The sequence below is a fragment of the Streptomyces luteireticuli genome, assembly GCF_041519305.1.
In the GTDB taxonomy this organism is placed as follows: Bacteria; Actinomycetota; Actinomycetes; order Streptomycetales; family Streptomycetaceae; genus Streptomyces; species Streptomyces luteireticuli.
In genome coordinates this window covers 217,359-241,332 of record NZ_CP167927.1, presented here as the reverse complement: position 1 = coordinate 241,332, position 23,974 = coordinate 217,359, and the positions used below count along the sequence as shown (strand labels likewise).

Annotated in this window: 20 protein-coding genes; 13 read left to right on the top strand and 7 right to left on the bottom strand. The window is 72.7% G+C overall.

Features of this window, described 5'->3' with window-relative positions; all coding sequences use genetic code 11:
- The first annotated feature begins 1 nt into the window (after position 1).
- The 4 genes from narH (AB8735_RS01060) to AB8735_RS01045 are packed head-to-tail and all read left to right on the top strand — an operon-like array spanning position 2 to position 4,510.
- On the top strand, positions 2-1,531 hold the full coding sequence (narH, locus tag AB8735_RS01060) for a nitrate reductase subunit beta (RefSeq protein WP_372404400.1): 1,530 nt from the start codon (positions 2-4) through the stop codon (positions 1,529-1,531).
- Positions 1,528-2,235 carry a nitrate reductase molybdenum cofactor assembly chaperone gene (gene narJ / locus AB8735_RS01055; protein WP_372404398.1) on the top strand — a complete coding sequence of 236 codons (708 nt, stop codon included), beginning with the start codon at positions 1,528-1,530 and terminating at the stop codon, positions 2,233-2,235. Before narH (AB8735_RS01060) ends, narJ (AB8735_RS01055) begins: the two co-directional genes overlap by 4 nt.
- A complete protein-coding gene (gene narI / locus AB8735_RS01050; RefSeq protein WP_372404396.1) occupies positions 2,232-2,927 on the top strand; it encodes a respiratory nitrate reductase subunit gamma in 696 nt (231 codons plus the stop codon). The genes narJ (AB8735_RS01055) and narI (AB8735_RS01050) overlap by 4 nt, the downstream gene beginning before the upstream one ends.
- Positions 2,924-4,510: a sensor histidine kinase gene (locus AB8735_RS01045; RefSeq protein ID WP_372404394.1), complete on the top strand. Its 1,587-nt coding sequence runs from the start codon at positions 2,924-2,926 to the stop codon at positions 4,508-4,510. The genes narI (AB8735_RS01050) and AB8735_RS01045 overlap by 4 nt, the downstream gene beginning before the upstream one ends.
- A gap of 141 nt (positions 4,511-4,651) precedes the next feature.
- Here AB8735_RS01045 and AB8735_RS01040 read toward each other — a convergent pair whose 3' ends face one another.
- The 3 genes from AB8735_RS01040 to AB8735_RS01030 all read right to left on the bottom strand — a co-directional run bounded on the left by AB8735_RS01040 (position 4,652) and on the right by AB8735_RS01030 (position 7,258).
- Positions 4,652-4,942 carry a FeoC-like transcriptional regulator gene (locus AB8735_RS01040; RefSeq protein WP_372404392.1) on the bottom strand — a complete coding sequence of 97 codons (291 nt, stop codon included), beginning with the start codon at positions 4,940-4,942 and terminating at the stop codon, positions 4,652-4,654.
- Positions 4,939-6,885, bottom strand: coding sequence for a ferrous iron transport protein B (gene feoB / locus AB8735_RS01035; RefSeq protein ID WP_372404390.1), 1,947 nt, complete (start codon positions 6,883-6,885; stop codon positions 4,939-4,941). Before feoB ends, AB8735_RS01040 begins: the two co-directional genes overlap by 4 nt.
- Before the next feature lie 136 nt (positions 6,886-7,021).
- The gene (locus AB8735_RS01030; RefSeq protein ID WP_372404387.1) at positions 7,022-7,258 is read right to left on the bottom strand and encodes a ferrous iron transport protein A; all 237 of its coding nucleotides are present in this window, start codon (positions 7,256-7,258) and stop codon (positions 7,022-7,024) included.
- 308 nt (positions 7,259-7,566) lie between these two features.
- Between AB8735_RS01030 and AB8735_RS01025 the strand changes: the two genes are divergently transcribed.
- The 7 genes from AB8735_RS01025 to AB8735_RS00995 all read left to right on the top strand — a co-directional run bounded on the left by AB8735_RS01025 (position 7,567) and on the right by AB8735_RS00995 (position 17,403).
- Positions 7,567-8,829 carry a nitrate/nitrite transporter gene (locus AB8735_RS01025; RefSeq protein ID WP_372404384.1) on the top strand — a complete coding sequence of 421 codons (1,263 nt, stop codon included), beginning with the start codon at positions 7,567-7,569 and terminating at the stop codon, positions 8,827-8,829.
- A 112-nt stretch (positions 8,830-8,941) separates the two neighbouring features.
- Positions 8,942-12,685 (top strand): nitrate reductase subunit alpha, encoded by a 3,744-nt coding sequence (locus AB8735_RS01020; RefSeq protein WP_372404382.1) that lies wholly within the window; start codon positions 8,942-8,944, stop codon positions 12,683-12,685.
- Position 12,686: 1 nt separating this feature from the next.
- Complete coding sequence (gene narH, locus AB8735_RS01015; protein WP_372404380.1) at positions 12,687-14,354, top strand: nitrate reductase subunit beta; 1,668 nt, start codon at positions 12,687-12,689, stop codon at positions 14,352-14,354.
- Positions 14,351-14,992: a nitrate reductase molybdenum cofactor assembly chaperone gene (gene narJ, locus AB8735_RS01010; RefSeq protein WP_344029226.1), complete on the top strand. Its 642-nt coding sequence runs from the start codon at positions 14,351-14,353 to the stop codon at positions 14,990-14,992. Before narH (AB8735_RS01015) ends, narJ (AB8735_RS01010) begins: the two co-directional genes overlap by 4 nt.
- A complete protein-coding gene (narI, locus tag AB8735_RS01005; RefSeq protein WP_372404378.1) occupies positions 14,989-15,729 on the top strand; it encodes a respiratory nitrate reductase subunit gamma in 741 nt (246 codons plus the stop codon). Before narJ (AB8735_RS01010) ends, narI (AB8735_RS01005) begins: the two co-directional genes overlap by 4 nt.
- A gap of 126 nt (positions 15,730-15,855) precedes the next feature.
- Positions 15,856-16,659 carry a universal stress protein gene (locus AB8735_RS01000; protein ID WP_372404376.1) on the top strand — a complete coding sequence of 268 codons (804 nt, stop codon included), beginning with the start codon at positions 15,856-15,858 and terminating at the stop codon, positions 16,657-16,659.
- A gap of 36 nt (positions 16,660-16,695) precedes the next feature.
- On the top strand, positions 16,696-17,403 hold the full coding sequence (locus AB8735_RS00995) for a CBS domain-containing protein (RefSeq protein WP_372404373.1): 708 nt from the start codon (positions 16,696-16,698) through the stop codon (positions 17,401-17,403).
- Between the two features lie 79 nt (positions 17,404-17,482).
- On the opposite strand, the gene AB8735_RS00990 is transcribed toward AB8735_RS00995, so the two are convergent.
- Together AB8735_RS00990 and AB8735_RS00985 are read right to left on the bottom strand one after the other, a co-directional pair.
- Positions 17,483-18,460 carry a heme o synthase gene (locus tag AB8735_RS00990; RefSeq protein ID WP_372404370.1) on the bottom strand — a complete coding sequence of 326 codons (978 nt, stop codon included), beginning with the start codon at positions 18,458-18,460 and terminating at the stop codon, positions 17,483-17,485.
- A 219-nt stretch (positions 18,461-18,679) separates the two neighbouring features.
- On the bottom strand, positions 18,680-19,168 hold the full coding sequence (locus tag AB8735_RS00985) for an Lrp/AsnC family transcriptional regulator (protein ID WP_372404368.1): 489 nt from the start codon (positions 19,166-19,168) through the stop codon (positions 18,680-18,682).
- A 105-nt stretch (positions 19,169-19,273) separates the two neighbouring features.
- On the opposite strand from AB8735_RS00985, the gene AB8735_RS00980 reads away from it, so the two are divergent.
- A complete protein-coding gene (locus AB8735_RS00980; RefSeq protein WP_372404365.1) occupies positions 19,274-20,578 on the top strand; it encodes an APC family permease in 1,305 nt (434 codons plus the stop codon).
- A 38-nt stretch (positions 20,579-20,616) separates the two neighbouring features.
- Here AB8735_RS00980 and AB8735_RS00975 read toward each other — a convergent pair whose 3' ends face one another.
- Entirely contained in the window at positions 20,617-21,339 is a 723-nt protein-coding gene (locus AB8735_RS00975; RefSeq protein ID WP_372404363.1) for an SDR family oxidoreductase, read from the bottom strand.
- Positions 21,340-21,797: 458 nt separating this feature from the next.
- On the opposite strand from AB8735_RS00975, the gene AB8735_RS00970 reads away from it, so the two are divergent.
- Positions 21,798-23,048, top strand: a complete 1,251-nt coding sequence (locus AB8735_RS00970) for an IS110 family transposase (protein ID WP_372411747.1) — start codon at positions 21,798-21,800, stop codon at positions 23,046-23,048.
- Positions 23,049-23,122: 74 nt separating this feature from the next.
- Here AB8735_RS00970 and AB8735_RS00965 read toward each other — a convergent pair whose 3' ends face one another.
- Positions 23,123-23,815 carry a YoaK family protein gene (locus AB8735_RS00965; RefSeq protein ID WP_372404360.1) on the bottom strand — a complete coding sequence of 231 codons (693 nt, stop codon included), beginning with the start codon at positions 23,813-23,815 and terminating at the stop codon, positions 23,123-23,125.
- Between the last annotated feature and the right edge of the window lie 159 nt (positions 23,816-23,974).

The following is a 23,974-nucleotide window of genomic DNA, read 5'->3' as shown; positions in this document are numbered from 1 at the left end:
CATGCGCGTCATGGCACAGACAGCGATGGTGATGAACCTCGACAAGTGCATCGGCTGCCACACCTGTTCCGTCACCTGCAAACAGACGTGGACGAACCGCGGCGGCGTGGAGTACGCCTGGTTCAACAACGTCGAGACCAAGCCCGGAGTGGGCTACCCCCGCCGCTACGAGGACCAGGAACGGTGGAAGGGCGGCTGGGTCCTGGACCGCAACGGCCGCCTGGCCCTGCGCTCCGGCAATCGCCTCAAGCGGCTGTCCTCCCTCTTCTCCAACCCCGACCTGCCCACCATCGACGACTACGCCGAGCCCGTCACCTTCGACCACGACACCCTCGTGACCGCGCCCGCCGGCCGGGACGTCCCCGTCGCACGCCCGCACTCGGCGCTCACCGGCCGTCCCACCACGATCACCTGGGGCGCCAACTGGGAGGACGGGCTGGGCGGTACACCCGAGCACGGCGCCGGGGACCCCAACCTCGGCGGCGGCCTGGCGGAGAAGGTCAGGTTCGAGTTCGAGCGGACCTTCATGTTCCATCTGCCGCGGCTGTGCGAGCACTGCCTCAACCCCGCCTGCGTCGCCGCCTGCCCCTCGGGAGCGCTGTACAAGCGAGTCGAGGACGGCATCGTCCTCGTCGACCAGGAACGCTGCCGCGGCTGGCGGATGTGCGTCTCCGCCTGCCCCTACAAGAAGGTCTACGTCAACCACACCACCGGCAAGGCGGAGAAGTGCACCTTCTGCTTCCCGCGCATCGAGGCCGGACAGCCCACCGTCTGCTCCGAGACCTGCGTCGGCCGCCTGCGCTACCTCGGCGTCGTCCTCTACGACGCCGACCGGGTCGGCGAGGCCGCCGCCGTCCCCGGGGAGACGGACCTGCTCGACGCCCAGCGCGACCTCTTCCTCGACCCCCGCGACCCCCAAGTGGCCGCGGCCGCCCGCGCGGACGGCGTCCCCGAGGACTGGATCGACGCCGCCCGGCGCTCCCCGGTACGGGCCCTCATCAGCGAATACCGGGTGGCCCTGCCCCTGCACCCGGAGTACCGCACCCTGCCGATGGTCTGGTACGTGCCCCCACTCTCGCCGGTCCTGGACGCGGTCGGCGCGGCGGGCGGCAGCGCCGACGACCCCGACCATGTCTTCGCCGCCGTCACCCGGCTGCGCATCCCGCTGGAGTACCTGGCCTCCCTCTTCACCGCGGGGGACACCGACGCCGTGGCGGGCGTCCTGATGAAACTCACCGCCCTGCGCGGCCACATGCGCGCCCTCGCCCTCGGCGACCCCGACGACCGGGGCCCGCTGGAGGCCGTCGGGCTCACCCCCGAACAGGCCGTGGACCTGCACCGGCTGCTGGCCGTCGCCAAGTACGCCGACCGCTTCGTCGTCCCCGCCGCCCACCGGGAAGAGGCCGCCGGGCCACCGGGCGCCACCGGCCTCCGGTGCCCGGTCGACACCCACGAACGGCGGCCGGGGGAGCGGCGGGTCGCACTCGGCATGCCCGGCCGCCGCAGGCGCACGGACGGGAGCGCCCGGTGAGCCTGTTCTCCCGCATCCGGCCCGCACGCCCGGCCCGCGACGAGCCCCTCACCCCCGGACAGGCGGCGGAACGCGCCCTGCTGATGCGCCTGCTGTCCCTGCTGCTCCAGTACCCCGACGCCGAACTGGCCGCCGCGGCACCGGAACTGGCCGCCGCCGTCGCGGACCTGCCGCCCTCGCCCGCCGCCGACCACCTGGCGCGGTTCACCGTCTGGTTCCTCCGACAGCCCGCGCACGCCCGGGAGATGCACTACGTCGACGTCTTCGACCTGCGCCGCAGAAGCGGCCTGCACCTCACCTACTACCTGCACGGCGACACCCGCCGCCGGGGCACGGCCCTGCTCGCCCTCGCCCGGTCCTACCGCGCCCACGGCTGGGAGACCGCCGACGGCGAACTCCCCGACCACCTGCCGGTCGCCCTGGAGTTCGCGGCCCTCATGGGGCCGGGGCCGGGCGAGGCGCCGCTGCGCCGCCACCGGCGCGGGATCCGGCTGATCCACCACGCGCTGGACGACCTGGAATCCCCCTACCGCCACCTCCTCGCCTCCCTCCTCGCCCTGCTCCCGCCGCCGACGGCCGCCGACCGGGAGGCGGTGCGCCGCCTCGCCGCCGACGGCCCGCCTGCCGAACAGGTGGGCCTGCACCCCTACGGAAGGCCGCAGACCGAGCCGGCCCCCCTCACCGACCCGGAAGACCCACGATGACCCATCTCACCGCCGCGCAGACCCTGTTGTGGGTCGCCGCCCCCTACATCTGCCTGACCGTGTGCGTCGCCGGGCACGTATGGCGGTACCGGCACGACCGGTTCGGCTGGACCTGCCGCACCACCCAACTGCTCGAACACCGTCGGCTGCGCCTCGCGAGCCCGCTGTTCCACCTCGGCGCCTTCGCCGTCGTCGCCGGACACGTCGTGGGCCTGGCCGTGCCCGCGTCCTGGACGGAACGCGCCGGCATCGGCGAACACGCCTACCACGTCACGGCCGTCGGACTCGGCTCGGCCGCCGGGGCGGCGATGGTCGCCGGGCTGGCCATGCTGTGCGCCCGGCGCCTGCTCGTCCCGCGCGTCCGCGCGACCACGGACCGCAGCGACAAGGTCCTCTTCCCCCTGCTGTTCGCGACCGTCCTGCTCGGCGTCGCGTCCACCCTCGTGCACAACGTGGCCGGCGGCGGCTACGACTACCGCTCCACCATCTCCGTCTGGTTCCGCGGACTGTTCACCCTCCACCCGCACCCCGAGGCGATCGCCGGCGCCCCCCTGCTCTTCCGGCTGCACATCCTCAGCGCCTTCCTGCTCTTCGCGGTATGGCCGTTCACCCGCCTCGTCCACGTCTGGAGCGCGCCCGTCGGATACCTCAGGCGCCCCGCGCTGGTCTACCGGAGCCGGAAGGGCCGATGACCGGGGAGCGGAGCGCCCGCCTGGACGGACTGCTGGACGGGCTCCAGGCCCTGGCCGACGACGCCCGTGGCGCGCGCGACCGGGTGCACGGCCTGCTCGGGGCGATCCTCTCGGTGAGCAGCCAACTGGACCTCGCGCAGGTCCTCGACCGGGTCGTGGAGGCCGCGGCGGCCCTGGTGGACGCCCGGTGCGCCGTCCTGGACGTATCGGGCCCGGACGGGCGTGCGCCGGGGCGGTTCCGCGCGGCCGGGCCGCCGCCGGAGGAGGACGACGGCACCGGCCCGTGGACCCGCGTTCCCCTGCGGGTGCGCGAGGGGGTGTCCGGCACCCTCCGCGTCGCCGGCAGAAGGGACGGCAAGGACTTCGACGCCGGGGACGAGGCCGTCCTCGCCACCCTGGCGGTGGCCGCCGGAGTGGCCATCGACAACGCCCGTCTGTACGAGGAGGCCCGCAGCAGGCACCAGTGGCTGGAGGCCGGGGCGGAGGTCACCCGCAGCCTGCTGTCCGGAACCGCGAGGAGCCGGGTGCTCGAACTCGTCGCCCGGCGCGCGAGGGAGCTCTCCGGTGCCGAACTCGCCGATGTGGTCGTGCCGTTGCCCGGCGGCCCGGACCTTTCGGTGGAGCTCGCCCAGGGCGGGGACGCGGCGGCCAGGCGGGGCCTGGTGATGCCCGCCGAGGGCACCCTGCCGGGTGCCGCCGGCGCCGCGGGAACCCCGGTGACCGGCAGGATGTCCGGGGCCGAGCCGCCCCCGTACCGCGGTCTCGGCCCGGCCGCCGCCGTGCCGGTCGGCGCGGCCACGGGCACGGTCCAGGGCGTGCTGCTGCTGGTGCGGGGGAAGGACGGGCCGGCGTTCGGCGCGGAGGAGACCGCGCTCCTGCTCGGCTTCGCCGACCAGGTCGCCCTGGCCATGGAGCTGGCCGAGCACCGCCGCGACGCCGAACAGCTCGCCCTCCTGGAGGACCGCGACCGCATCGCCCGTGACCTGCACGACCTGGCGGTCCAACGGCTCTTCGCCACGGGAATGACCCTGCAGAGCATCGTCCGGAGCGTGGAGCGTCCCGAAGCCGCGGAACGCGTATTGCGGGCGGTGGACGACCTCGACGAGACCATCAAAACCATCCGCTCCGCCATCTTCGGCCTGCGGACCTGCACCGAGGGCGGCGGCCGGGGCCTGCGTGCCCGGGCCGCCCGGGCGGTCGCGCAGGCGCGGCACGGACTCGGCTTCCCGCCGCGGCTGAGCATGGAGGGCCTGCTGGACACCGAAGTGCCCGCGCACATCGCCGATCAGGCCGTCGCCGTGCTCAGCGAGGCACTGAGCAACGCGGTCCGGCACTCCCGCGCCCACCGGGTGCGCGTCGCCCTGGGGGCCACCGACGCACAGGTCGTCGTCTCCGTGACCGACGACGGCGTCGGCATCCCCGCCGGGGGGCGCCGCAGCGGCCTGCGCAACCTCGCCCGCCGCGCGGAGGAACTCGGCGGAACCCTGGAACTGCGCACGCCGCCCGGCGGCGGCGCCCAGGTGGTGTGGACCGTTCCCCTCGTCCCGCCCGGGGCATTTGGCGGTGGGGAAGACCGCCCGTGATACGTCGGCCTCGCTCCTCGTCACCACCATCTTCAGCTTCTGCCGGCGGTGTTGGTGGTAGCCGCCACCCCATCAGGATTCCGGACGCGTTCCTGCGGCAGCAGGTGTGTCCTCCCGGGCCGTGCACGCCGGAAGCGGCCCTCAGTCGGTGGGCCGGTCCGCCGGCCGGACGATGTGCAGGAGCGGCGATGCAACTGCAGCGCCGCTGCGGCGGGTCCCGGTGCATGCGACCGCCGACGCACAGCTGCCGCAACCAGTCGACGGGCAGCCGCCGTTGACCTCCTCACGGGCCAGTACCCCGCGGGCGACCCAGTAGTCGACCATCGCGGCGGCCTCGTCCGGCGCGACCCCCGCCCCGGCCGCGATCTCCTCCAGGCGCAGACCGCCCCGCGCCCGGAGGATCTGGTGCAGGACCTGTCGCAGCGGGCTCACCACCACAGGCTCCCGACCCGGAAGACCGCGACCGCCAGCAGCCAGGCGACGGCCAGTTGCAGCCCGGTGGCGACGAGTGTCATGCGCGGCCCGATCTCCTGCCACTGGGTGGCGATCGTGGTCATGCAGGGCGTGTAGGCCAGGACGAAGACCAGGAAGGCCAGTACCGCGGGCAGTGGATGCCCGCCCGAGGCCCGGTCGAAGGTCGTGCGCAGGGCCGTGCCCAACTCGCCCCGACCGCCGGTGGATTCGGTGCCGTAGGTCTGGGCGAGGGAGGACACCACCGCCTCCTTCGCCACGAATCCCGTACCCAGCGCGGCCGCCGCGTGCCAGTCGCCGAACCCGGCGGGCGCGAAGGCGGGCGCCACGGCCCGTGAGGCGGCCCCGAGGGCGCTGTGCTCGACCGGGGCGGCGCCGAAACCGGTGCCGGGCGCGGCGCCCAGCGGAACGGCCGAGCACAGCCACACCGCCGCGACGGCCGCGACGACGACTCCGCCGGCGGTCCGCAGGAAGGCGACGAGCCGCTGCCGGACCTGGGCGCCCACCACGCGCGGGGCCGGCAGGCGGTAGGGCGGCAGTTCCAACACCAGTGCCTCGCCGCGCAGTTCGCGGAAGAGCGTGCGCCGCAGCAGCATGCCGACGCCGATCACGAGCAGCACGGAGACGACGTACATCGCGAACACCACCGTGCCCGCCGCGCCGTCGAAGAAGACGCTCGCCAGGAGGACGTAGACGGTCAGCCGGGCGCTGCACGACACATACGGAATGATCATGCCGACGAGCATGCGCTGCCGCCGGTCCCCGAGGACGCGGACGGCGGAGAGGGCGGGCACATTGCAGCCGAAGCCCACGATGATGGGCAGGAAGGCCCGCCCGGGCAGGCCCAGGCACCGCATCAGCCGGTCGACGACGAAGGCCGCCCGTGCCATGTATCCGGAGTCCTCCAGGACGGCCATCAGCGCGAACATGACGGTCATCAGTGGTACGAAGGAGAGGAGTTGGCCGACTCCGGCGACCAGCCCGCCGACGACCAGGCCGGACAGCCACGCGGGGGCGTGCATCACGTCGAGGACCGAGGCCGCGCCCCGGGCCACCGGCCCGTCGAAGAGCGCGGCCAGACCGTCCTGCAGGGGTTCGGCGACGGTCGTGGTGGCGGTGAAGACCAGCCACATGACGGCGAGGAAGAGCGGACCGCCGAACCGGCCCGAGGTCAGCACCCGGTCGACCCGGTCGGAGACGGTCGGCCGGCACGCGTCCCGCCGGGTCCGTACCCGGGCGAGCACCCCGTGCGCCCAGGCGAAGCGCGCCTCGGCCCGCGCGATGCCGGCCTCCTCGTCGTCACCGCCCGGCGTCCCCACCGGATCCCGTGGCGGGGGACCGCCGTCGGCGAGCATGCGGCGTACGGCGTCGCCGAGTTCGCCCAGTCCCCGCCGCTTGCGGGGGAGGACCGGAACGACGGGTACGCCCAGCACCCCGGCCAGCGCGGCGGTGTCGATCCGGGTGCCCCGTGCCGCTGCCAGGTCGGTCATGGTGAGCGCGACGACACAGGGCACCCGCGTCCCGAGCACCTCGGCCAGCAGACAGAGGCTGCCGGCGAGGTTCGCGGCGTCGGCGGCGACGACGACGAGATCGGGACGGTCAGCCCCGTCCGGGGCCAGCAGCAGCTCCCGGGTGAGGGCCTCGTCGGGCGAGCCCGGCACCAGACCGCGGGTACCGGGCAGATCGAGCAGCTCGACCCCGGAGGACCCGTCCGGCCGCCAACTGCCCCGGGCGACATGCACCGTGGTGCCCGGCCAGTTGCCGACCCGCCCGCGCGCGCCGGTCAGCGCGTTGAAGAGGGTGGACTTCCCGACGTTGGGAGCGCCGACGAGGGCGACGACCGGAACGGCGGTGGCCTGCGCGGGCGCGGAGCGTGCCCTAGGGCGTGTCCGATGGGTCGGCACAGGCCCTGCGACGCCCGGTACGGCACCTCGCCGCGTTGTCGCATCACCCGAGTACGCCCGGTACGCGGGTGATGCTCCGCCTTGCGATGTACCGCACCGGACGCCGCAGGGCCCGCACCGACCCATCGGACACGCCCTAGACATCGGCGTCCACGGGAGCGGTCACCCGGATCCGGCGCGCGGTGTCCGCGTCGACGGCGTACCGGGCGTCCCCGAGCGCCACCACCAGCCCCCCGGCCGCGCCCCGCCCGACGACCCGGATCTCGTGCCCCGGCAGGAAGCCGAGTCCGGAGAGCCGGAGCCGGTCGTGTCCGGGCAGACGGAGCCTGCCCAGCCGTACGCGCACCCCCGGTGCGCAGTCGTGCAGTGTCATGCGATGCGTACCTTCCGCTTCCGTCGATCGCGGCCAAGGTAAGGCTTGCCTTGGTGCGAAAGGGCGGGGAATGCGCCGGCAGGGACGGTTCGCGGCACATCCGGGACCTTCGGCCCGTGTGAGGGCCGGGTGCGAGGGGGCCGAAGGACGCCGTCCGGCTGGGGAAGAGGCCCGTTCGGCCCTGTCTGTCCGAATCCGCTCTCACGGAGCCTGAATGTGGGGGGCGCCGAGCACGGACCCGGAACACATCTGTCACGGATTCCGGTCCCGCCCGGCGGTCTCTTGCACATCCGAGGAAGAGGGACGCCATGCGCGCTCCGCAGCACCCGACCGACGACGTACGACCCGGCGACGCGGGCCGGGCCTCCCCGCCCGCCGCCCGCCCGGGACTGATGCTGGCCCTCGCCACCGTCGGATTCGCCGTCAACTTCTGGGCCTGGGCCCTGCTCAGCCCGCTCGGCCCGCGGTTCAAGGAGATCCTGGAACTGAGCTCCTTCGAGCAGTCCCTCCTGGTCGCCGTGCCGGTGGTGGTGGGGTCGCTGGGCCGGATCCCGGTGGGGGCGCTCACCGACCGGTTCGGCGGGCGCGTGATGTTCCCCCTGGTGTCGGCCGCGACCGTCGTACCCGTGCTGTACCTGGGGCTCTCGGGCCATTCCTCGCTGTGGGGCCTCCTGGCCGGAGGGTTCTTCCTCGGCATCGGCGGCACGTCGTTCGCGGTGGGCGTGCCCTTCGTCGGCGCCTGGTACCCGCCCGAGCGCCGCGGATTCGCCATCGGCCTCTTCGGCGCGGGCATGGGCGGCACGGCCATCAGCGCGCTGACCACGGTGCGCCTGGTCGACGCGCACAGTACGGCGTTCCCCTTCCTGGTCACCGCCGGTGCCCTGGCCGCGTACGCGGTCCTGTCCTTCGCCCTGCTCAGGGACGCCCCCGGCCGTGCGGTGCCCACCGAACCGCTGACGCGGCGCCTGGCCGCCACCGCCCGGCTCGGTGTCACCTGGCAGGCGTCCGCCCTCTACGCCGTGACCTTCGGCGGCTATGTTGCCTTCTCCGTCTATCTGCCGACGTACTTGAAGACCGGCTACGGCCTCGACCAGACCGACGCGGCCAACCGGATGGCGGGGTTCGTGCTGCTGGCCGTCGCGATGCGGCCCGTGGGCGGCTGGCTGTCGGACCGGATCGGACCGGTCCGGGTCCTGGCCGTGTCGCTGGCGGTGGTCGTCGCCGGGGCAGCCGTACAGGCCGCCGCACCACCGCTGATGCCGGTGGGCACGATCGCCTTCCTCGCCATGGCCGCCGCGCTCGGCGCGGGCAGCGGCGCCACCTTCGCACTGGTCGCCCTGCTGACGCCGGCGAACCAGGTCGGCTCGGTCACCGGCGTCGTCGGCGCCGCCGGTGGCCTGGGCGGCTTCGTCCCGCCCCTGCTGATGGGAACCCTCTACGGGGCCTATGGCTCCTACGCGATCGGTCTCGCCCTCCTCTCCGTCATCGCGGCCGCCGCGCTCGCCTTCACCCTCACCAGGGTGCGCAAGGACGCGGCCCGGGCCGCCGGGGAGACGCCCCCTTCCGACTGAGCGGGGCGCCGGGCAAAGGAGGGGCCGAAGGCGCGTCGTCCGCTCCCGGGGCAGGGTCGTGCGGCAAGGTGACGCGTGAGGTTCGCGCGTCACCGGTCGCGAGCCGGGACGGATGGGCCGTGAGGGCCCGGAGGAGGACCGGTCCGTGGCCACCGAGCCCCGCTCCCGCGAACACATCGGCTTGGACGGTGAGTTGACCGAGGCCCTGGTGCGGGCCCGCCGGTTCCTCACCCGCGCCGACATCTCCGACGACCTGCGCACCGTCCACCGGAAGGGCGGGCGCCGGGCGGACGACTTCTACCGGGACCGCTGGTCGCACGACAAGGTGGTGCGCTCCACGCACGGCGTGAACTGCACCGGCTCGTGCTCCTGGAAGGTCTACGTCAAGGACGGCATCATCACCTGGGAGTCCCAGCAGACCGACTATCCCAGCGTCGGCCCGGACCGCCCCGAGTACGAGCCCCGGGGCTGCCCCCGCGGCGCCGCCTTCTCCTGGTACACCTACTCGCCGACCCGTGTCCGCTACCCCTATGTACGGGGCGTCCTGCTGCAGATGTACCGGGAGGCCAGGGCCCGGCTCGGCGACCCGGTGCTGGCCTGGGCGGACATCGTCTCCGACCCCGAGCGCTCCCGCCGCTACAAGGCGGCGCGCGGCCGGGGCGGCCTGGTCCGGGCGGGCTGGGACGAGGCGGCCGAGATGGTGGCCGCGGCCCATGTGCACACCATCAAGGAGTACGGGCCGGACCGGCTGGCCGGCTTCTCGCCGATCCCCGCGATGTCGATGGTCTCGCACGCCGCCGGAGCCCGGTTCTACTCGCTGCTCGGCGGCGTGATGCTGTCGTTCTACGACTGGTACGCGGACCTTCCCGTCGCCTCCCCCCAGGTCTTCGGCGACCAGACGGACGTACCGGAGTCGGGCGACTGGTGGGACGCCGGATACCTGATCATGTGGGGCTCCAACCTTCCGGTGACCCGCACCCCGGACGCGCACTGGATGGCCGAGGCCCGCTACCGCGGCCAGAAGGTGGTCGCCGTATCGCCGGACTACGCCGACAACGTCAAGTTCGCCGACGAGTGGCTGGCCGCCCACCCCGGCACCGACGGCGCGCTGGCCATGGCGATGGGGCACGTCGTCCTCAAGGAGTTCTTCGCCGACCGGCGGTGCCCGTACTTCGAGGACTACGTCAAGCGGTACACCGACCTGCCCTTCCTCGTCACGCTGGAGGAGAGCGGCCAAGGGGCCTGCGTCCCCGGCAAGTTCCTCACCGCCGAGGACCTCGGCGGCGACGAGGCCAGCGCGGAGCACGCCGCCTTCCGTACGGTCCTGCTGGACTCCGCCACGGGTCAACCCGTGGTCCCCAACGGCACCCTGGGGGACCGGTTCGCCGAGTCCGGAGCCGGGCGCTGGAACCTCGACCTGGGCGGTACCGACCCCCTGCTGTCGGTGGCCGGGGGAGCCGAGGGCGCGGTGGAGGTGAGGCTGCCGCGCTTCGACGCCGCCGACGGGACGGCCGCCGGTCTGTCGCGCGGCGTCCCCGTGCGCCGGGTCGCCGGGCGCCTGGTGACCACCGTCTTCGACCTGCTCCTGGCCCAGTACGGAGTGGCCCGCGACGGCCTGCCCGGGGTTTGGCCCGCCGGCTACGACGACCCGGACCAGCCGTACACCCCCGCCTGGCAGGAGGAGATCACGGGCGTTCCCGCCGCCACGGCGGCCCGCATCGCCCGCGAGTTCGCCGCCAACGCCGAGGAGTCCCAAGGGCGTTCGATGATCATCATGGGGGCGGGGACGAACCACTGGTTCCACTCCGACACCATCTACCGGGCGTTCCTCACCCTCACGACGCTCACCGGCTGCCAGGGCGTCAACGGCGGCGGCTGGGCCCACTACGTCGGACAGGAGAAGGTCCGTCCGATCACCGGCTACTCGATGCTGGCCACGGCGTCCGACTGGAACCGGCCCGCCCGGCAGATGATCCAGACCGCCTACTGGTACCTGCACACCGACCAGTTCCGCTACGACCACTTCGGCGCCGACACCCTCGCCGCCTCCGGCGCCGGCGGCGCCTTCGCCGGCCTGTCCACCGCCGACGTCGTCGCCGCGTCCGCCCGCATGGGCTGGATGCCCTCGTACCCCACCTTCGACCGCAACCCCCTCGACCTCGCCGACGACGCCGCGGCGGCCGGACGCGGCCCCGCCGACCACGTCGTCGCCGAACTCGCCGCCGGAAAGCTGCGGTTCGCCGCCGAGGACCCCGACGACCCCGCCAACTTCCCCCGCGTCCTGACCGTCTGGCGCGCCAACCTGCTGGGCTCCTCCGCCAAGGGCAACGAGTACTTCCTCAAACACCTCCTGGGCGCCGACTCCGCCGTACGCGCCACCGAGACCCCGCCCCACGCCCGCCCCCGCGACGTCGTCTGGCGGGACGAGGCCCCCACCGGCAAACTCGACCTGCTGCTCACCCTGGACTTCCGGATGACCAGCACCACCGTCCACTCGGACGTCGTGCTGCCCGCCGCCACCTGGTACGAGAAGCACGACCTCAGCACCACCGACATGCACCCCTTCGTGCACTCCTTCAACCCGGCCATCGCCCCGCCCTGGCAGACCCGCACCGACTGGGACGCCTTCCACACCCTCGCCCGCGCCTTCAGCCGCCTCGCCGCCACCCACCTCGGCACCCGGCAGGACCTGGTAGCCGCGCCCCTCACACACGACACCCCCGACGCCCTCGCCACTCCGCACGGCCGCGTCCGCGACTGGAAGGCGGGAGAATGCGACCCCGTGCCCGGCCGCACCATGCCGAAGCTCCTGCTCGTCGAGCGCGACTACGCCGCCGTCGCCGAGAAGATGGCCGCTCTCGGGCCTTTGCCGGATACGCAGGGGCTGACGACCAAGGGCGTCACCTACCGGGTGGAGCGCGAACTCGACCACCTGCGCGAGAAAAACGGCACCGTGCGCGGCGGCACCGCCGACGGACGCCCGTCCCTCGCCCGCGACGTGGACGCCTGCGAAGCGATCCTGGCCCTGTCCGGCACCACCAACGGCCGCCTGGCCACCCAGGGTTTCCACACCCTGGAGACCCGCACCGGCACCCGGCTGGCCGACCTCGCCGCCGAACACGAGGGAAAGCGGATCACGTTCGTCGACACCCAGGCCGCGCCCGTCCCCGTCATCACCTCGCCCGAGTGGTCCGGCTCCGAGGCCGGAGGCCGGCGCTACGCGCCGTTCACCCTCAACGTCGAACGTCTCAAACCCTGGCACACCCTCACCGGACGCCAGCACTTCTACCTCGACCACGACTGGATCGCCGCACTCGGCGAACAACTGCCCGTCTACCGGCCGCCATTGAACATGCACGCCCTGTTCGGCGAGCCGCGGATCGGCGACAGCGGCGAGGCCGGCATCACCGTGCGCTACCTCACCCCGCACAACAAGTGGTCCATCCACTCCGAATACCAGGACAACCTCTTCATGCTCTCCCTCTCCCGGGGCGGCCCGACCATCTGGATGAGCCCGCAGGACGCCGCGAAGACCGGCGTCCACGACAACGACTGGATCGAAGCGGTCAACCGCAACGGCGTCGTCGTCGCCCGCGCCGTCGTCTCGCACCGCATGCCCGAGGGGACCGTCTATATGCACCACGCCCAGGACCGCCTCATCGACGTCCCCCGCACCGAGACCACCGGCCGCCGCGGCGGTATCCACAACTCCCTGACCCGGCTGCTGATCAAACCCACCCATCTGATCGGCGGCTACGCCCAGCTGACCTACGCCTTCAACTACCTCGGCCCGACCGGCAATCAGCGCGACGAGGTCACCGTGATCCGCCGCCGCTCGCAGGAGGTGGAGTACTGACATGCGCGTCATGGCACAGATGGCGATGGTGATGAACCTCGACAAGTGCATCGGCTGCCACACCTGTTCCGTCACCTGCAAACAGGCATGGACGAACCGCACCGGTGTGGAGTACGTCTGGTTCAACAACGTCGAGACCCGGCCCGGCCAGGGCTATCCCCGCCGCTACGAGGACCAGCGGACCTGGCGCGGCGGATGGCAGCTGAACCGCAGGAACAGACTCGTCCTCAAGGGCGGCGGCCGGGCGAGGAAACTGCTGACGATCTTCGCCAACCCCAAACTGCCCACCCTCGGCGACTACTACGAACCCTGGACCTACGACTACGAGACCCTCACCGACGCCCCGCTCCAGGAACACACCCCCGTCGCCCGGCCCAAATCGCTGATCACCGGCAAGGACACCAAGATCTCCTGGTCGGCGAACTGGGACGACGACCTCGGGGGATCGGCCGACCACGGCGACAAGGACGTCCTGCTGGCGAACCTCTCGGAGAAGATCCGGTTCGAGTTCGAGCAGACCTTCATGTTCTACCTGCCCCGCATCTGCGAGCACTGCCTCAACCCGTCCTGCGCCGCCTCCTGCCCCTCCGGCGCGATCTACAAGCGGGAGGAGGACGGCATCGTCCTCGTCGACCAGGACCGCTGCCGCGGCTGGCGCATGTGCGTGACGGGCTGCCCGTACAAGAAGGTCTACTTCAACCACCGCACCGGCAAGGCCGAGAAGTGCACCTTCTGCTTCCCCCGCGTCGAAGTGGGCCTGCCCACCGTGTGCTCCGAGACCTGCGTCGGCCGGCTGCGCTACCTCGGGCTCGTCCTCTACGACGCCGACCGCGTCCTCGCCGCCGCCTCCGTCCCCGACGACACCGACCTGTACGAGGCCCAGCGCTCCGTCCTCCTCGACCCCGCCGATCCCCAGGTCGTCCGCGCGGCCGAACGGGCCGGGATCCCGCGCGACTGGATCGACGCCGCCCGGCGCTCCCCGGTCCACGCCCTCATCAACACCTACCGGGTGGCACTGCCGCTGCACCCCGAGTACCGCACCCTGCCCATGGTCTGGTACATCCCGCCGCTGTCGCCGGTGGCCGACGCCCTGCGCGACACCGGCCACGACGCCGAGAACCGCGGCAACCTCTTCGCCGCCATCGAGGCCCTGCGCATCCCCGTCGACTACCTCGCCCAGCTGTTCACCGCCGGAGACCCCGCCCCCGTCGAGGCCGCCCTCCGCCGACTGGCCGCCATGCGCTCCTACATGAGGGACATCAACCTCGGCAGGGAACCCGACGGGAGCATCCCCGAAGCCGTCGGCATGGACGGCGGACAACTCCACGCCATGTACCGGCTGCTGGCCCTGGCCAAGTACGACGAGCGGTACGTGATCCCGCCCGCGCACGCCGAACAGGCCCATGCCCTGGAGGAGTCGGTCACCGAGTGCAGCCTGGACTACGAGGGCGGTCCCGGCATGGGAGGCTCCGGCCCCTTCGGGGAGACCTCGGGCGGCCCCGCCCCCGTCGCCGTCGAGAACTTCCGGGCGCTGCGCGAACGGCAGACCTCCGACACCCCCGCCACCCCCGCCGGCCGGACGGGCCGTGTCAACCTGCTCAACTGGGACGGCAAGGGACGGCCACCCGGACTCTTCCCGCCGGCCGGAACGGAGCACGAGCGCCCATGACCCGTACCGACACCTGGCGGCCCCGCGCCTGGCAGACCCAGTCCCTGCTGCTCGCCTACCCCGACGAGACCTTCCGCCGCCACCTGCCCCTGGCGCGCCGGGCCGCCGCCGGCCTGCCCGACCGGGCCGCCGCACCCCTGCGGACCTTCATCGAGCACACCGAGGGCCGGCCGGCGGAGGACACCGCCGCCGACTACGTCGCCACCTTCGACCACCGCAAACGCTGCTGCCCGTTCCTGACCTACTACGCCCACGGCGACACCCGCAGACGGGGCATCGCCCTGCTCCGCCTCAAACGTACCTATGCCGCCGCCGGATGGTGCCTGACGGACGAGGAACTCCCCGACCACCTCGCCGTCGTCCTGGAGTTCGCCGCCGTCGTCGGCGCCCACGACGGCGGCCGGCTGCTCCGCGACCACCGCGCGGGCATCGAACTCCTGCGCCTGGCGCTGCGCGAGGCCCGCTCGCCCTGGTCGCACGTGCTCGACTCCGTCTCCGCCACGCTGCCCCCGCTGTCCGGCGACGAACGCACCGCCGTCGCCCGCCTCGCCGCCGAGGGACCCCCGGAGGAACAGGTGGGCCTGGCCCCCTTCGCACCCCCCGAGTTCATGCCCGCCCCCACGGGAGGCCCCCGATGACCCCTGCGCCGACCGCCTGGCAGATGCTCCTGTGGGCGGTCCTGCCGTACATCGCCCTCGTGGTCTTCGTCCTCGGCCACGTCTGGCGCTACCGCTACGACAAGTTCGGCTGGACCACCCGGTCCTCGCAGCTGTACGAGAACCGTCTGCTGCGCATCGGCAGCCCCGTGTTCCACTTCGGCATCCTGCTCGTCCTGATCGGCCACGTGGGCGGCCTGCTCGTCCCCAAGAGCTGGACCGAGGCGGCCGGCATCGGCGAGCATGCCTACCATGTGACGGCCGTGGCGCTCGGCACGGCCGCCGGGGTGTGCACCCTGGGCGGCCTGGCCGTCCTGGTCGTCCGCCGCCGCACCGTCGGCCCGGTCTTCTCCGCCACCACGCGCAACGACAAGGCCATGTACCTCTCGCTCACCGTGACCATCCTGCTCGGCCTGTCCGCCACCGTCGTTGCCAACATCGTGGGCGGGGGATACGACTACCGGACCACCATCTCGCCCTGGTTCCGCTCCCTGTTCGCCCTGCACCCCGACCCGCGGCTGATGACCGGTGCGCCGGTCCTCTTCCAACTGCACGCCGTCAGCGCCCTGTTGCTTTTCTCCTTCTGGCCCTTCACCCGGCTCGTCCACATGCTGACCGCGCCGGTGGGGTACCTGTGGCGCCCGTACATCGTCTACCGCAGCCGTGACCCCCGGCTGGGGAGCCGGGCGCCGCGGCGCGGGTGGGAGCGGGCCGGATAGGCGCGGGGCCCCTCGGTCCCTGTCCGGTACCGTCCGGCCCCTGAGGGCGAAGGCCCGCCCGTAGGAAGCTGAAGGTACAAGCCGCCGGGAAATCCCGGGACTTGCACCGAGGTGGAGGGCCGGACCATGTCCCCGACCGAGACCGCCTGGCCCGACCGCGTCCTGGTCGGCTTCGACGGTTCCGAACCCGCCCTGCGCGCCCTGGACCGGGCGGCCGACGACGCCGTACGGCGCGGCGGCGACGCCGAGTTGGAGATTCTCCACGGGCGGCCCTGGGACCGGAGCCTCGTGCCGACGGCCCTGGACCGGGCCGTCGCCCGGGTCGCCGCCCGCGCCCCGGGGCTGTCCGTCACACCGACCCTGACCTTCGAACCGGCGGCCCCCGCGCTCGTCCGCGCCGGGCGCACCGCCGCCCTGACCGTGACCGGCACCCGTGGCCACGGCGGCCTCACCGGGCTGCTGCTGGGCTCGGTGGCCCAGCGGGTGGCGGCGCACAGCAGTGGCCCGCTGCTGGTCGTCCGCGACGTTCCGCGCCGGGAGCGCGGGACGGTGCTCGTCGGGCTGCGGTCGGACGCGGACACGGCCGCGCTGCGCTTCGGCTTCGAGGAGGCCGTCAGGCGTGCGGCGGACCTGTGGGTCGTGCACTCCCGGCAGCACCCGGTCTCGCCGTGGGACGAGATGGGCCCTTCGGCGGACGCTCCCGAACGCGCGGTGGCCCGGTTGCGGGCCGTGTACCCCGAGGTGGAGGTCCGCACCACGGCCCTGTGCCGGGAGGCAGGCCCCGCCCTGACCGAGGCGAGCAGGCGGGCCGACGTCGTGGTGCTGGCCGGCCATCGCCATGGACACCCGTTCGGGCGCCAACTGGGGCCGGTCACCCACACGTTGCTGCACCACGCGCACTGCCCGGTGGCCCTCGTCCCCGTCCCGTGACACCTGCTCGCAGGGGAGACTTCTATGAAACACCGGATGATCAGCCAGGTCATGACCGCCGAGGTGGTCACCGTCGAGCCCAGGACCCCGCTCAAAGAGGTCGCCCGGACCCTGGCGCGGCACGGCATCGGCGGAGTTCCCGTCGTCGAGCCGGACGGCACGGTGCTCGGCATGGTGACCGAGACCGATCTGGTGCTGCGGAACGTGCCGGATGGCGAACCGGCCACCCGGCACCGGGGGTTGGGGGAGAGGCGCTACCACCGTCGCATTCGGCACGACGGCGCCCGCACGGCCGGGATGCTGATGAGCGCGCCCGCGCGGACCATCGGCCCGGAGCGCACCGTCGTCGACGCCGCGAGGGCGATGGCGGACCATGGCGTGGGACGACTGCCCGTCGTCGACGACGAGGGCCGGCTCGTCGGCATCGTCACCCGCCGGGACGTGCTCGGCGTTCTCCGGCGACCGGACACCGACATCCGGGCCGAAGTGATCGACGAGGTCGTCGTCCGCGCGCTCTGGCTCGCCCCGCACCTGGTGGGTGTCGACGTGCGGGACGGCGTGGTGATGCTGTCGGGCACGCTGGAGCGGCGTAGCGAGGCCGCGACCGCCGTCCGCCTGTCGCGGCAGGTCGACGGCGTCGTGGCGGTCGTGGACAAGCTCCGGTACCGCGAGGACGACTCCCACCGGCTCCCCGTCGAACGGGCCCTGCGCGGGGTCTCCGAGGAGTGGCTGCGCAGACTGTGAGGGCGGCCGGACTCCTGATGTCTGTCCGTCGGCGTCGGGACGGGCTCCGGCCGTACGCGCCTCGCTCGGGGCTCGCCGGTCAGTGGAGGAAGGGATCCACGGCGACGGCTGTGAACAGCAGGGAGATGTAGCTGATCGACCAGTGGAAGAGGCGCATCTCCCTCAGCCTCGCGCCACGGAGACCGGTCCGGGCCCGGGCGTGGAGCGCGTGGGCCTCCCGCAGCCAGCAGCCGCCGAGCCCGGCCGCCGCGCAGATGTAGAACCAGCCCACTTGGCCGAGCGGCCACGGCGCCAGCGACATGGCGACCATCAGCCAGCTGTACAGCACGATCTGCCGGGTCACCGCGGTGGTGCCGGCCACCACCGGCAGCATCGGCACGCCCACGCGCTCGTAGTCGGCCCGGGTCTTCATGGACAGCGGCCAGTAGTGCGGCGGGGTCCAGAAGAAAACCACCAGGCAGAGCGCCACCGCCGTCCAGGACACCGAGCCCGTCACGGCGGACCAGCCGATCAGGACCGGCATGCCGCCCGCGACGCCGCCCCAGACGATGTTCTGCGAGGTGCGCCGCTTGAGCAGCATGGTGTAGATCACCGTGTAGAAGAGCAGCGCGCCGAACGAGAGCAACGCCGAGAGCGGGTTGACCAGGACCCAGAGCCAGCCGACCGAGGCGACCGCGAGCGCACCGGCGAAGACCAGGCACTCGCGCGGGGAGACCAGCCCGGTGACCAGGGGGCGGCCCGCGGTGCGGTCCATCCGCGCGTCGATGTCCCGGTCGAGGTACATGTTGAACGCACAGGCGCTGCCCGCGGACAGGTAGCCGCCGGTGCAAGTGGCCAGCACCAGCGCCAGGCCGGGGACGCCCCGGGCGGCCAGGAACATCACGGGGACGGTGGTCACCAGCAGCAACTCGATGATCCGCGGCTTGGTCAGCGCGACGAACGCGGCTATTCGGGCCGTGGGGGTCGGGCGATCCGGGATCGGGAGCCCGCTGTGGTGCGAGGGAGGGTCGGGCTCCGGCGGGGAGGCGTGCGCAGTCCTGTCGAGGACGTGATCCATTGGTGCGGAACCTTGCGGGGAGAACCTGGTGGCAACGGCCATCGTGCCGGGCTCCACAGCCGTCGAACGGCGGTGGACGACAGGGAAGTTGAGGCACAGCCACCCCGACCCGGGTTGCGTGGCGCAGTAGGTCGGATGCCCCCAAACTATCACTAGCCGTCACTGTCGTAACGCGGGCCGGATTCCCGTACGAGGGCAGCCGCCGTTGAACGGGTGCGGTCAGGTCCGGTGCGGCCAGCGGTCCACCGGCAGGGGACCGCGGCTGAGCACCGTACGAATGGCGAAGGTGCTCTGCGCGTCACGGACCAGACCGATCGCGAGGATCTCGTCCAGCAGCACCTGTTCGTAGGCGGCCAGATCCGGTACGGCCACTTCGATGAGGAAGTCGGCCTCCCCGGACACCACATGGCAGGCGACGACGGCCGGGATCGCGGTCAGGGCCTCTTCGACCAGCCGGGAGGTCTCGCGGGAGTGCCGCTCGACCGTCAGCGCCACGAAGACCGTCAGGCCCAGCCCCACCCGGTCCCGGTCCAGCTCGGCGCGGTAGCCCGCGATGATGCCCTCGGCTTCCAGCGCCTTGGTGCGCCGCAGGCAGGACGACGGCGAGAGCCGTACCGCCTCGGCGAGGTCGACGTTCGCGGTCCTCCCGTTGCGCTGGAGGTGCTCCAGGATGGCACGATCGATGCGGTCGTACTGGGGAACTGGCATGCTGTGCAGCATAAGGGCGATTTCATCGCAGAATCATTCACCACAGTTCCCAAGAGCGGTGCAACTCGCCATCGCGTGCCGCGCGGTCCGGGCCATGCTCGCCCCATGACCGACACCCCTCCCGCACCCGGGCCACGCCTGTCGTCCGCCGGGGCCACCGCCCTGTACATCGGCGCCCTGCTCGGCCCGAGCATGCTTCTCCTGCCGGGGCTCGCCGCCCGCGCGGCCGGTCCCGCATCCCTGCTGGTCTGGCTGGCGCTGCTGGTGCTGTCCGCTCTCATAGCCACCGTGTTCTGCCGTCTCGGCACCCGGATGGGCGCGGCGAGCGGCGTCGCCGGATACGCCGCCGCCGGGCTCGGTCCCCGTGCCGGGCATGCCGCCGCCTGGTGCTTCCTGGCCGGGGCCGTCACCGGTGCCCCGGTGCTCTGCCTCATCGGCGGCGCCTACGTCGCCGAGATGCTCGGCGCCGGCGCCGGGGTGGCGTCCACGGCCTCGATGGGCCTGCTCGTCCTGGTCCTGGTCGTACGGCTGGCCGGCGGACGGACCGGCGTCGGGCTCCAACTGGTGCTGGTGGCCGTGCTCGTCGCACTCGTGGTGCTCGCCGTGGCCGGCGCGGCCCCCGAGGCGCGGACCGCGCACTGGACGCCCTTCGCCCCGGACGGCTGGGCCGGGCTCACCCGGGCGGCGCCACCGCTGATGCTCGCCTTCGTGGGATGGGAGGCGGCCGCGCCGCTCACCGCCCGGCTGCGCGACCCGCGCAGGCAGCTCCCGCGCGTCGTCGCGGTGGCCTTCGCCGTCACCGCGGTCCTGTACCTGGCCCTGGCGGCCGCGACCGTCGCGGTTCTGGGACCCGGGGCCGGGGGGACGGTGCCGCTGGCCGACCTGTTGCGCGTCGCGATCGGCGGGTACGGACCGGGACTGGCCGCCGCGTGCGCCGTCGCCCTGACCCTGGCCGCCACCAACGCCTATCTGACGGGCGCCACCACGATGGCCGCCGCCCTGTTCACCGGCGCGGGGACGGGCGGCGCCGAACGGCCCGTCCGGCGCGGCCCGTTCGGCATCGTGACGGCCCTCGCCGCCGTCGGTGCGCTCCTGCTCGGCCTGGTCGGCGCCGGACTGGTGACGACCGCGCAGCTCGTCTCCATACCCACGACCCTCTTCCTCGTCGTCTACCTGTGCTGCATGGCCGCCGCCGCCCGCATCCTGACCGGCGCCGTACGCCTCGCGGCGGCAACGGCCTGTGCGGCGGTGCTTCTGCTCCTGGCGTACGCCGGTTGGGCGGCCCTGGCCGCGGCTGCCGTGGCCCTGTCGGCGGCCGCGCTGCCCCGGCGGCCCCCGCCGGTGCCCGCACTCCGCCGGGAGGCCGCCGAGGACATCGGCGCCGACGCGGGCTCCGGGCAACGCCTGTGACGTGTCATCGGGCCCGCTCCCGGGGCGCGATCTGCCGGTCAGGCCTGTTGACCTGTGGCGGCGAGGACGATCTCCCGGACGGTGACGTCCGGGGGCTGCCGGTACGCGTAGGCGATGGCCTCGGCCACGATCCGCGGATCGAGGGCGCCCCCGGCGGACCTCTTCCACGCCTCGTAATCCTCTTTGATCCGCTCGTTGCTGGTATGGGAGAGCAGTTCGGTCTCCACGGCGCCGGGGGCGATGGTCACTACGCGGATGCCGGACGGGGCGACCTCCTCGCGCAGGTTCTCCGAGAGGGCGTGGACGGCGAACTTGGTTCCCACGTAGGCTGCGTGGTTGGGGTAGGTCTTGCGACCCGCGACGGAGCTGACGTTGATGATCGTGCCCGTGCCGCGGGCGAGCATGCCGGGCAGGACGGCGCGGATGCCATGGAGCACGCCCTTGACGTTCACATCGATCATCCGGTCCCACTCCTGGGCGGGCTGGTCGGCGATGAGGCCCAGGAGCATGACGCCGGCGTTGTTGACGATCGCGTCGGCCGGCCCGAACCGATCCTCGGCCTCACGCACCGCGGTCCCGACCGCGTCCCGGTCGGTGACGTCGACCTTGCGGCACAGGGCGTCGGGCAGGCCGAGCTCCTCCAGTTTCTCCAGCCGCCGGGCGAGGAGGAGCAGCGCGTGCCCCTGAGCCGAGAAGAGCCGGGCGGTGGCCGCGCCGATGCCGGAACTGGCACCGGTGATGACGATCAGGGGCTGGGACATGGCGGCCCCCTTCCGATGGGTGCGGACGGCGTGCAGGTTTCCAGGAGACCACCGGCCGGAGCGCCGCGCACAGGATCGCTGCCCGCCCGGCCTCGGGAACAGCCCCATCCGGCCCGGCCCCGGAGCTGCCACCACGGCACCCGCACCAAGAGTTCGGTATGCCCCGACCGGGGCATACCGATACGGCTCGGCGACCTGGGCCGAGGATCCTCCGGCATAGCGGGCGGCTCCGCCGAAGGGGACGAGCAAGCGCACCGTCGGCCCGTTACCTTTTTCGTGGCCCCGCAACGGGGTTCCCGGCCTCTGGTCCCGGCATGACTTGCAGCCCCTGTCGATCATGATCGAAAAGGTGGTGTCACCGGGTACCGGAGGCATTGGCAGACCGCTGATTAGGGGCACGAGCGCCGATCCTGTTCCGGGTGAGGCAGTCTCTTCGTAACGTGGATGCCGGCACGCTGATGCCGCAGGTGAGGCCGGGGAGGGCGCGACCGCTGTGGAGAGTGCACGTGATCGACACGGGTGACATCGACGTCTACCTGGGCCTGGACGTGGGCAAGGGCGAGCACCATGCCACCGCCCTGACTCCGGTGGGCAAGCGGGTCTTCGACAAGCGGCTGCCCAACACCGAGCCGAAACTGCGTGAGGTGTTCGCCAAGCTCCAGGCCAAGCACGGCACTGTGCTGGTGGTGGTCGACCAGCCGGCTTCGATCGGAGCTCTGCCGCTGGCGGTGGCCCGTGACATGGGCTGCAGCGTCGCCTACTTGCCCGGCCTGACGATGCGACGGATCGCCGATCTGTACGCCGGTGAGGCCAAGACCGATGCCCGGGACGCGGCGATCATCGCCGATGCCGCGCGGACGATGCCGCACACGCTGCGAAACCTGGCGCCGTCCGACGAGACCATTGCCGAGCTGGAGATGATCGTCGGCTTCGACGACGACCTGGCTACCGAGTCCACGCGGATCAAGAACCGTCTGCGTGGCCTGCTCACCCAGATCCACCCGTCGTTGGAGCGGGTCCTCGGTCCCAGGCTGGATCATCCCGCCGTCCTGACACTCCTCGAACGTCACGGATCCCCGGCCCAGTTGAGGAAAGCCGGGCGACGCCGACTGGTGACCCTGCTCAGACCCAAGGCCCCGCGGCTGGCCGAGCGCCTGGTCGAGGACGTCTTCGACGCCCTCGACGAGCAGAGCGTCGTCGTGCCCGGCACCGACGCAGCCTCGCTGATCGTCCCCAGCCTCGCCGGCTCACTCACCTCCGTGCTCGACCAGCGCAAACTCCTCGCCGCCCGCATCGAGGAACTGCTGGAGGCCCACCCTCTTTCCCCGGTCCTGACCTCCATGCCCGGCATCGGGGTCAGGACCGGAGCCCGCATCCTCATCGACGTCGGCGACGCCAGCGCTTTCCCCACGGCCGGCCACCTGGCCGCCTACGCCGGACTGGCACCCGTGACCAGGAGCTCCGGCTCCTCCATACGCGGCGAGCATCCCTCCCGACGAGGCAACAAACAGCTCAAACGAGCCTTCTACCTCGCTGCGTTCGCATCGCTGTCCCAGCCCGAATCACGCACCTACTACGACAAGAAGCGACGGCAGGGAAAGCACCACGTCGCCGCCCTCGTCTGCCTCGCCCGGCGGCGCATCGACGTGCTCTTCGCCATGCTCCGCGACGGCACCTTCTACGCGCCCCCTACCGCCATCGCCGCTTGACGAAAACCATAGGGGCACCTTTTCGGGCAGCCGTGTGCCTTGTCCGGGCGGGCGTGCGGGTGCTGCCGTCCACGTCACTGAGGGGCCCGGGGGTGAAGGCGGACTGCGCAGGTGATGAGGGCCACGGTGAGGGCGATCGCGAGGAGGGCCCAAGGCAGCCCGTGGCGGACCACGAGGGCTCCGCCCAGGGCCGCGCCGGCGACCATGGCCATCACCGTGCCCAGACGGCGGGCGGCGTGTTCGTTGTCTCCCTTGAGCAGGCGGGAGTCGTGGACCAGGGCGATCAGAGCCCCGGTCAGCCCTACGGTGATCGGGAGATCAGGAATACCCAGCCGGCGGACGGTGGCGCAGCGCGTACCCATGGCCAGGGACAGCAGGGCGGTGGTCATGTACCGGGTGGGGCCGTAGCCGGATGGTGTGCAGGTGTTCAGGGCCCAGGCGGCGAGCAGCAGGCAGACCTCGACGGCCATGGCGTGGAAGAACCAGTGCTGGCGTGCGCGGCGGACGGCGAGCCGTTCGGCGTGGCCGCCCAGCAGAATGCCGGTGGCGAATCCTGCGATCGCCGTGAGCGGGAGGAGGTCGGAGAAGCCGGCTGCTCCGCCGAGAGCCAGACCGAGGACGATGAAGTTGCCGGTCATCATCGCCACGAAGATTTTGCCGAGGCCGAGGAAACTGGCCGCGTCCAGCATGCCGCTGGCCAGTGTCAGGCCCAGGAGTGCCGCGGGCAGGGGTTCGCGGAGGGGCCGTTTGCGTCTGGCCTGTCGCATACCGCACACGGTAGTGGCAGGGCTCGGGACGACTCACCGTGTGCGGCATCGGCAGGGCGTGGATTTCCGGCGACGGGGTCGGCGGGCGGGTGCGCGGTGGGGCCCGGACGATGCCGTCCCGTCGGGATGCCGGACTCCTTCCGCGACAAGGTCTCCGCC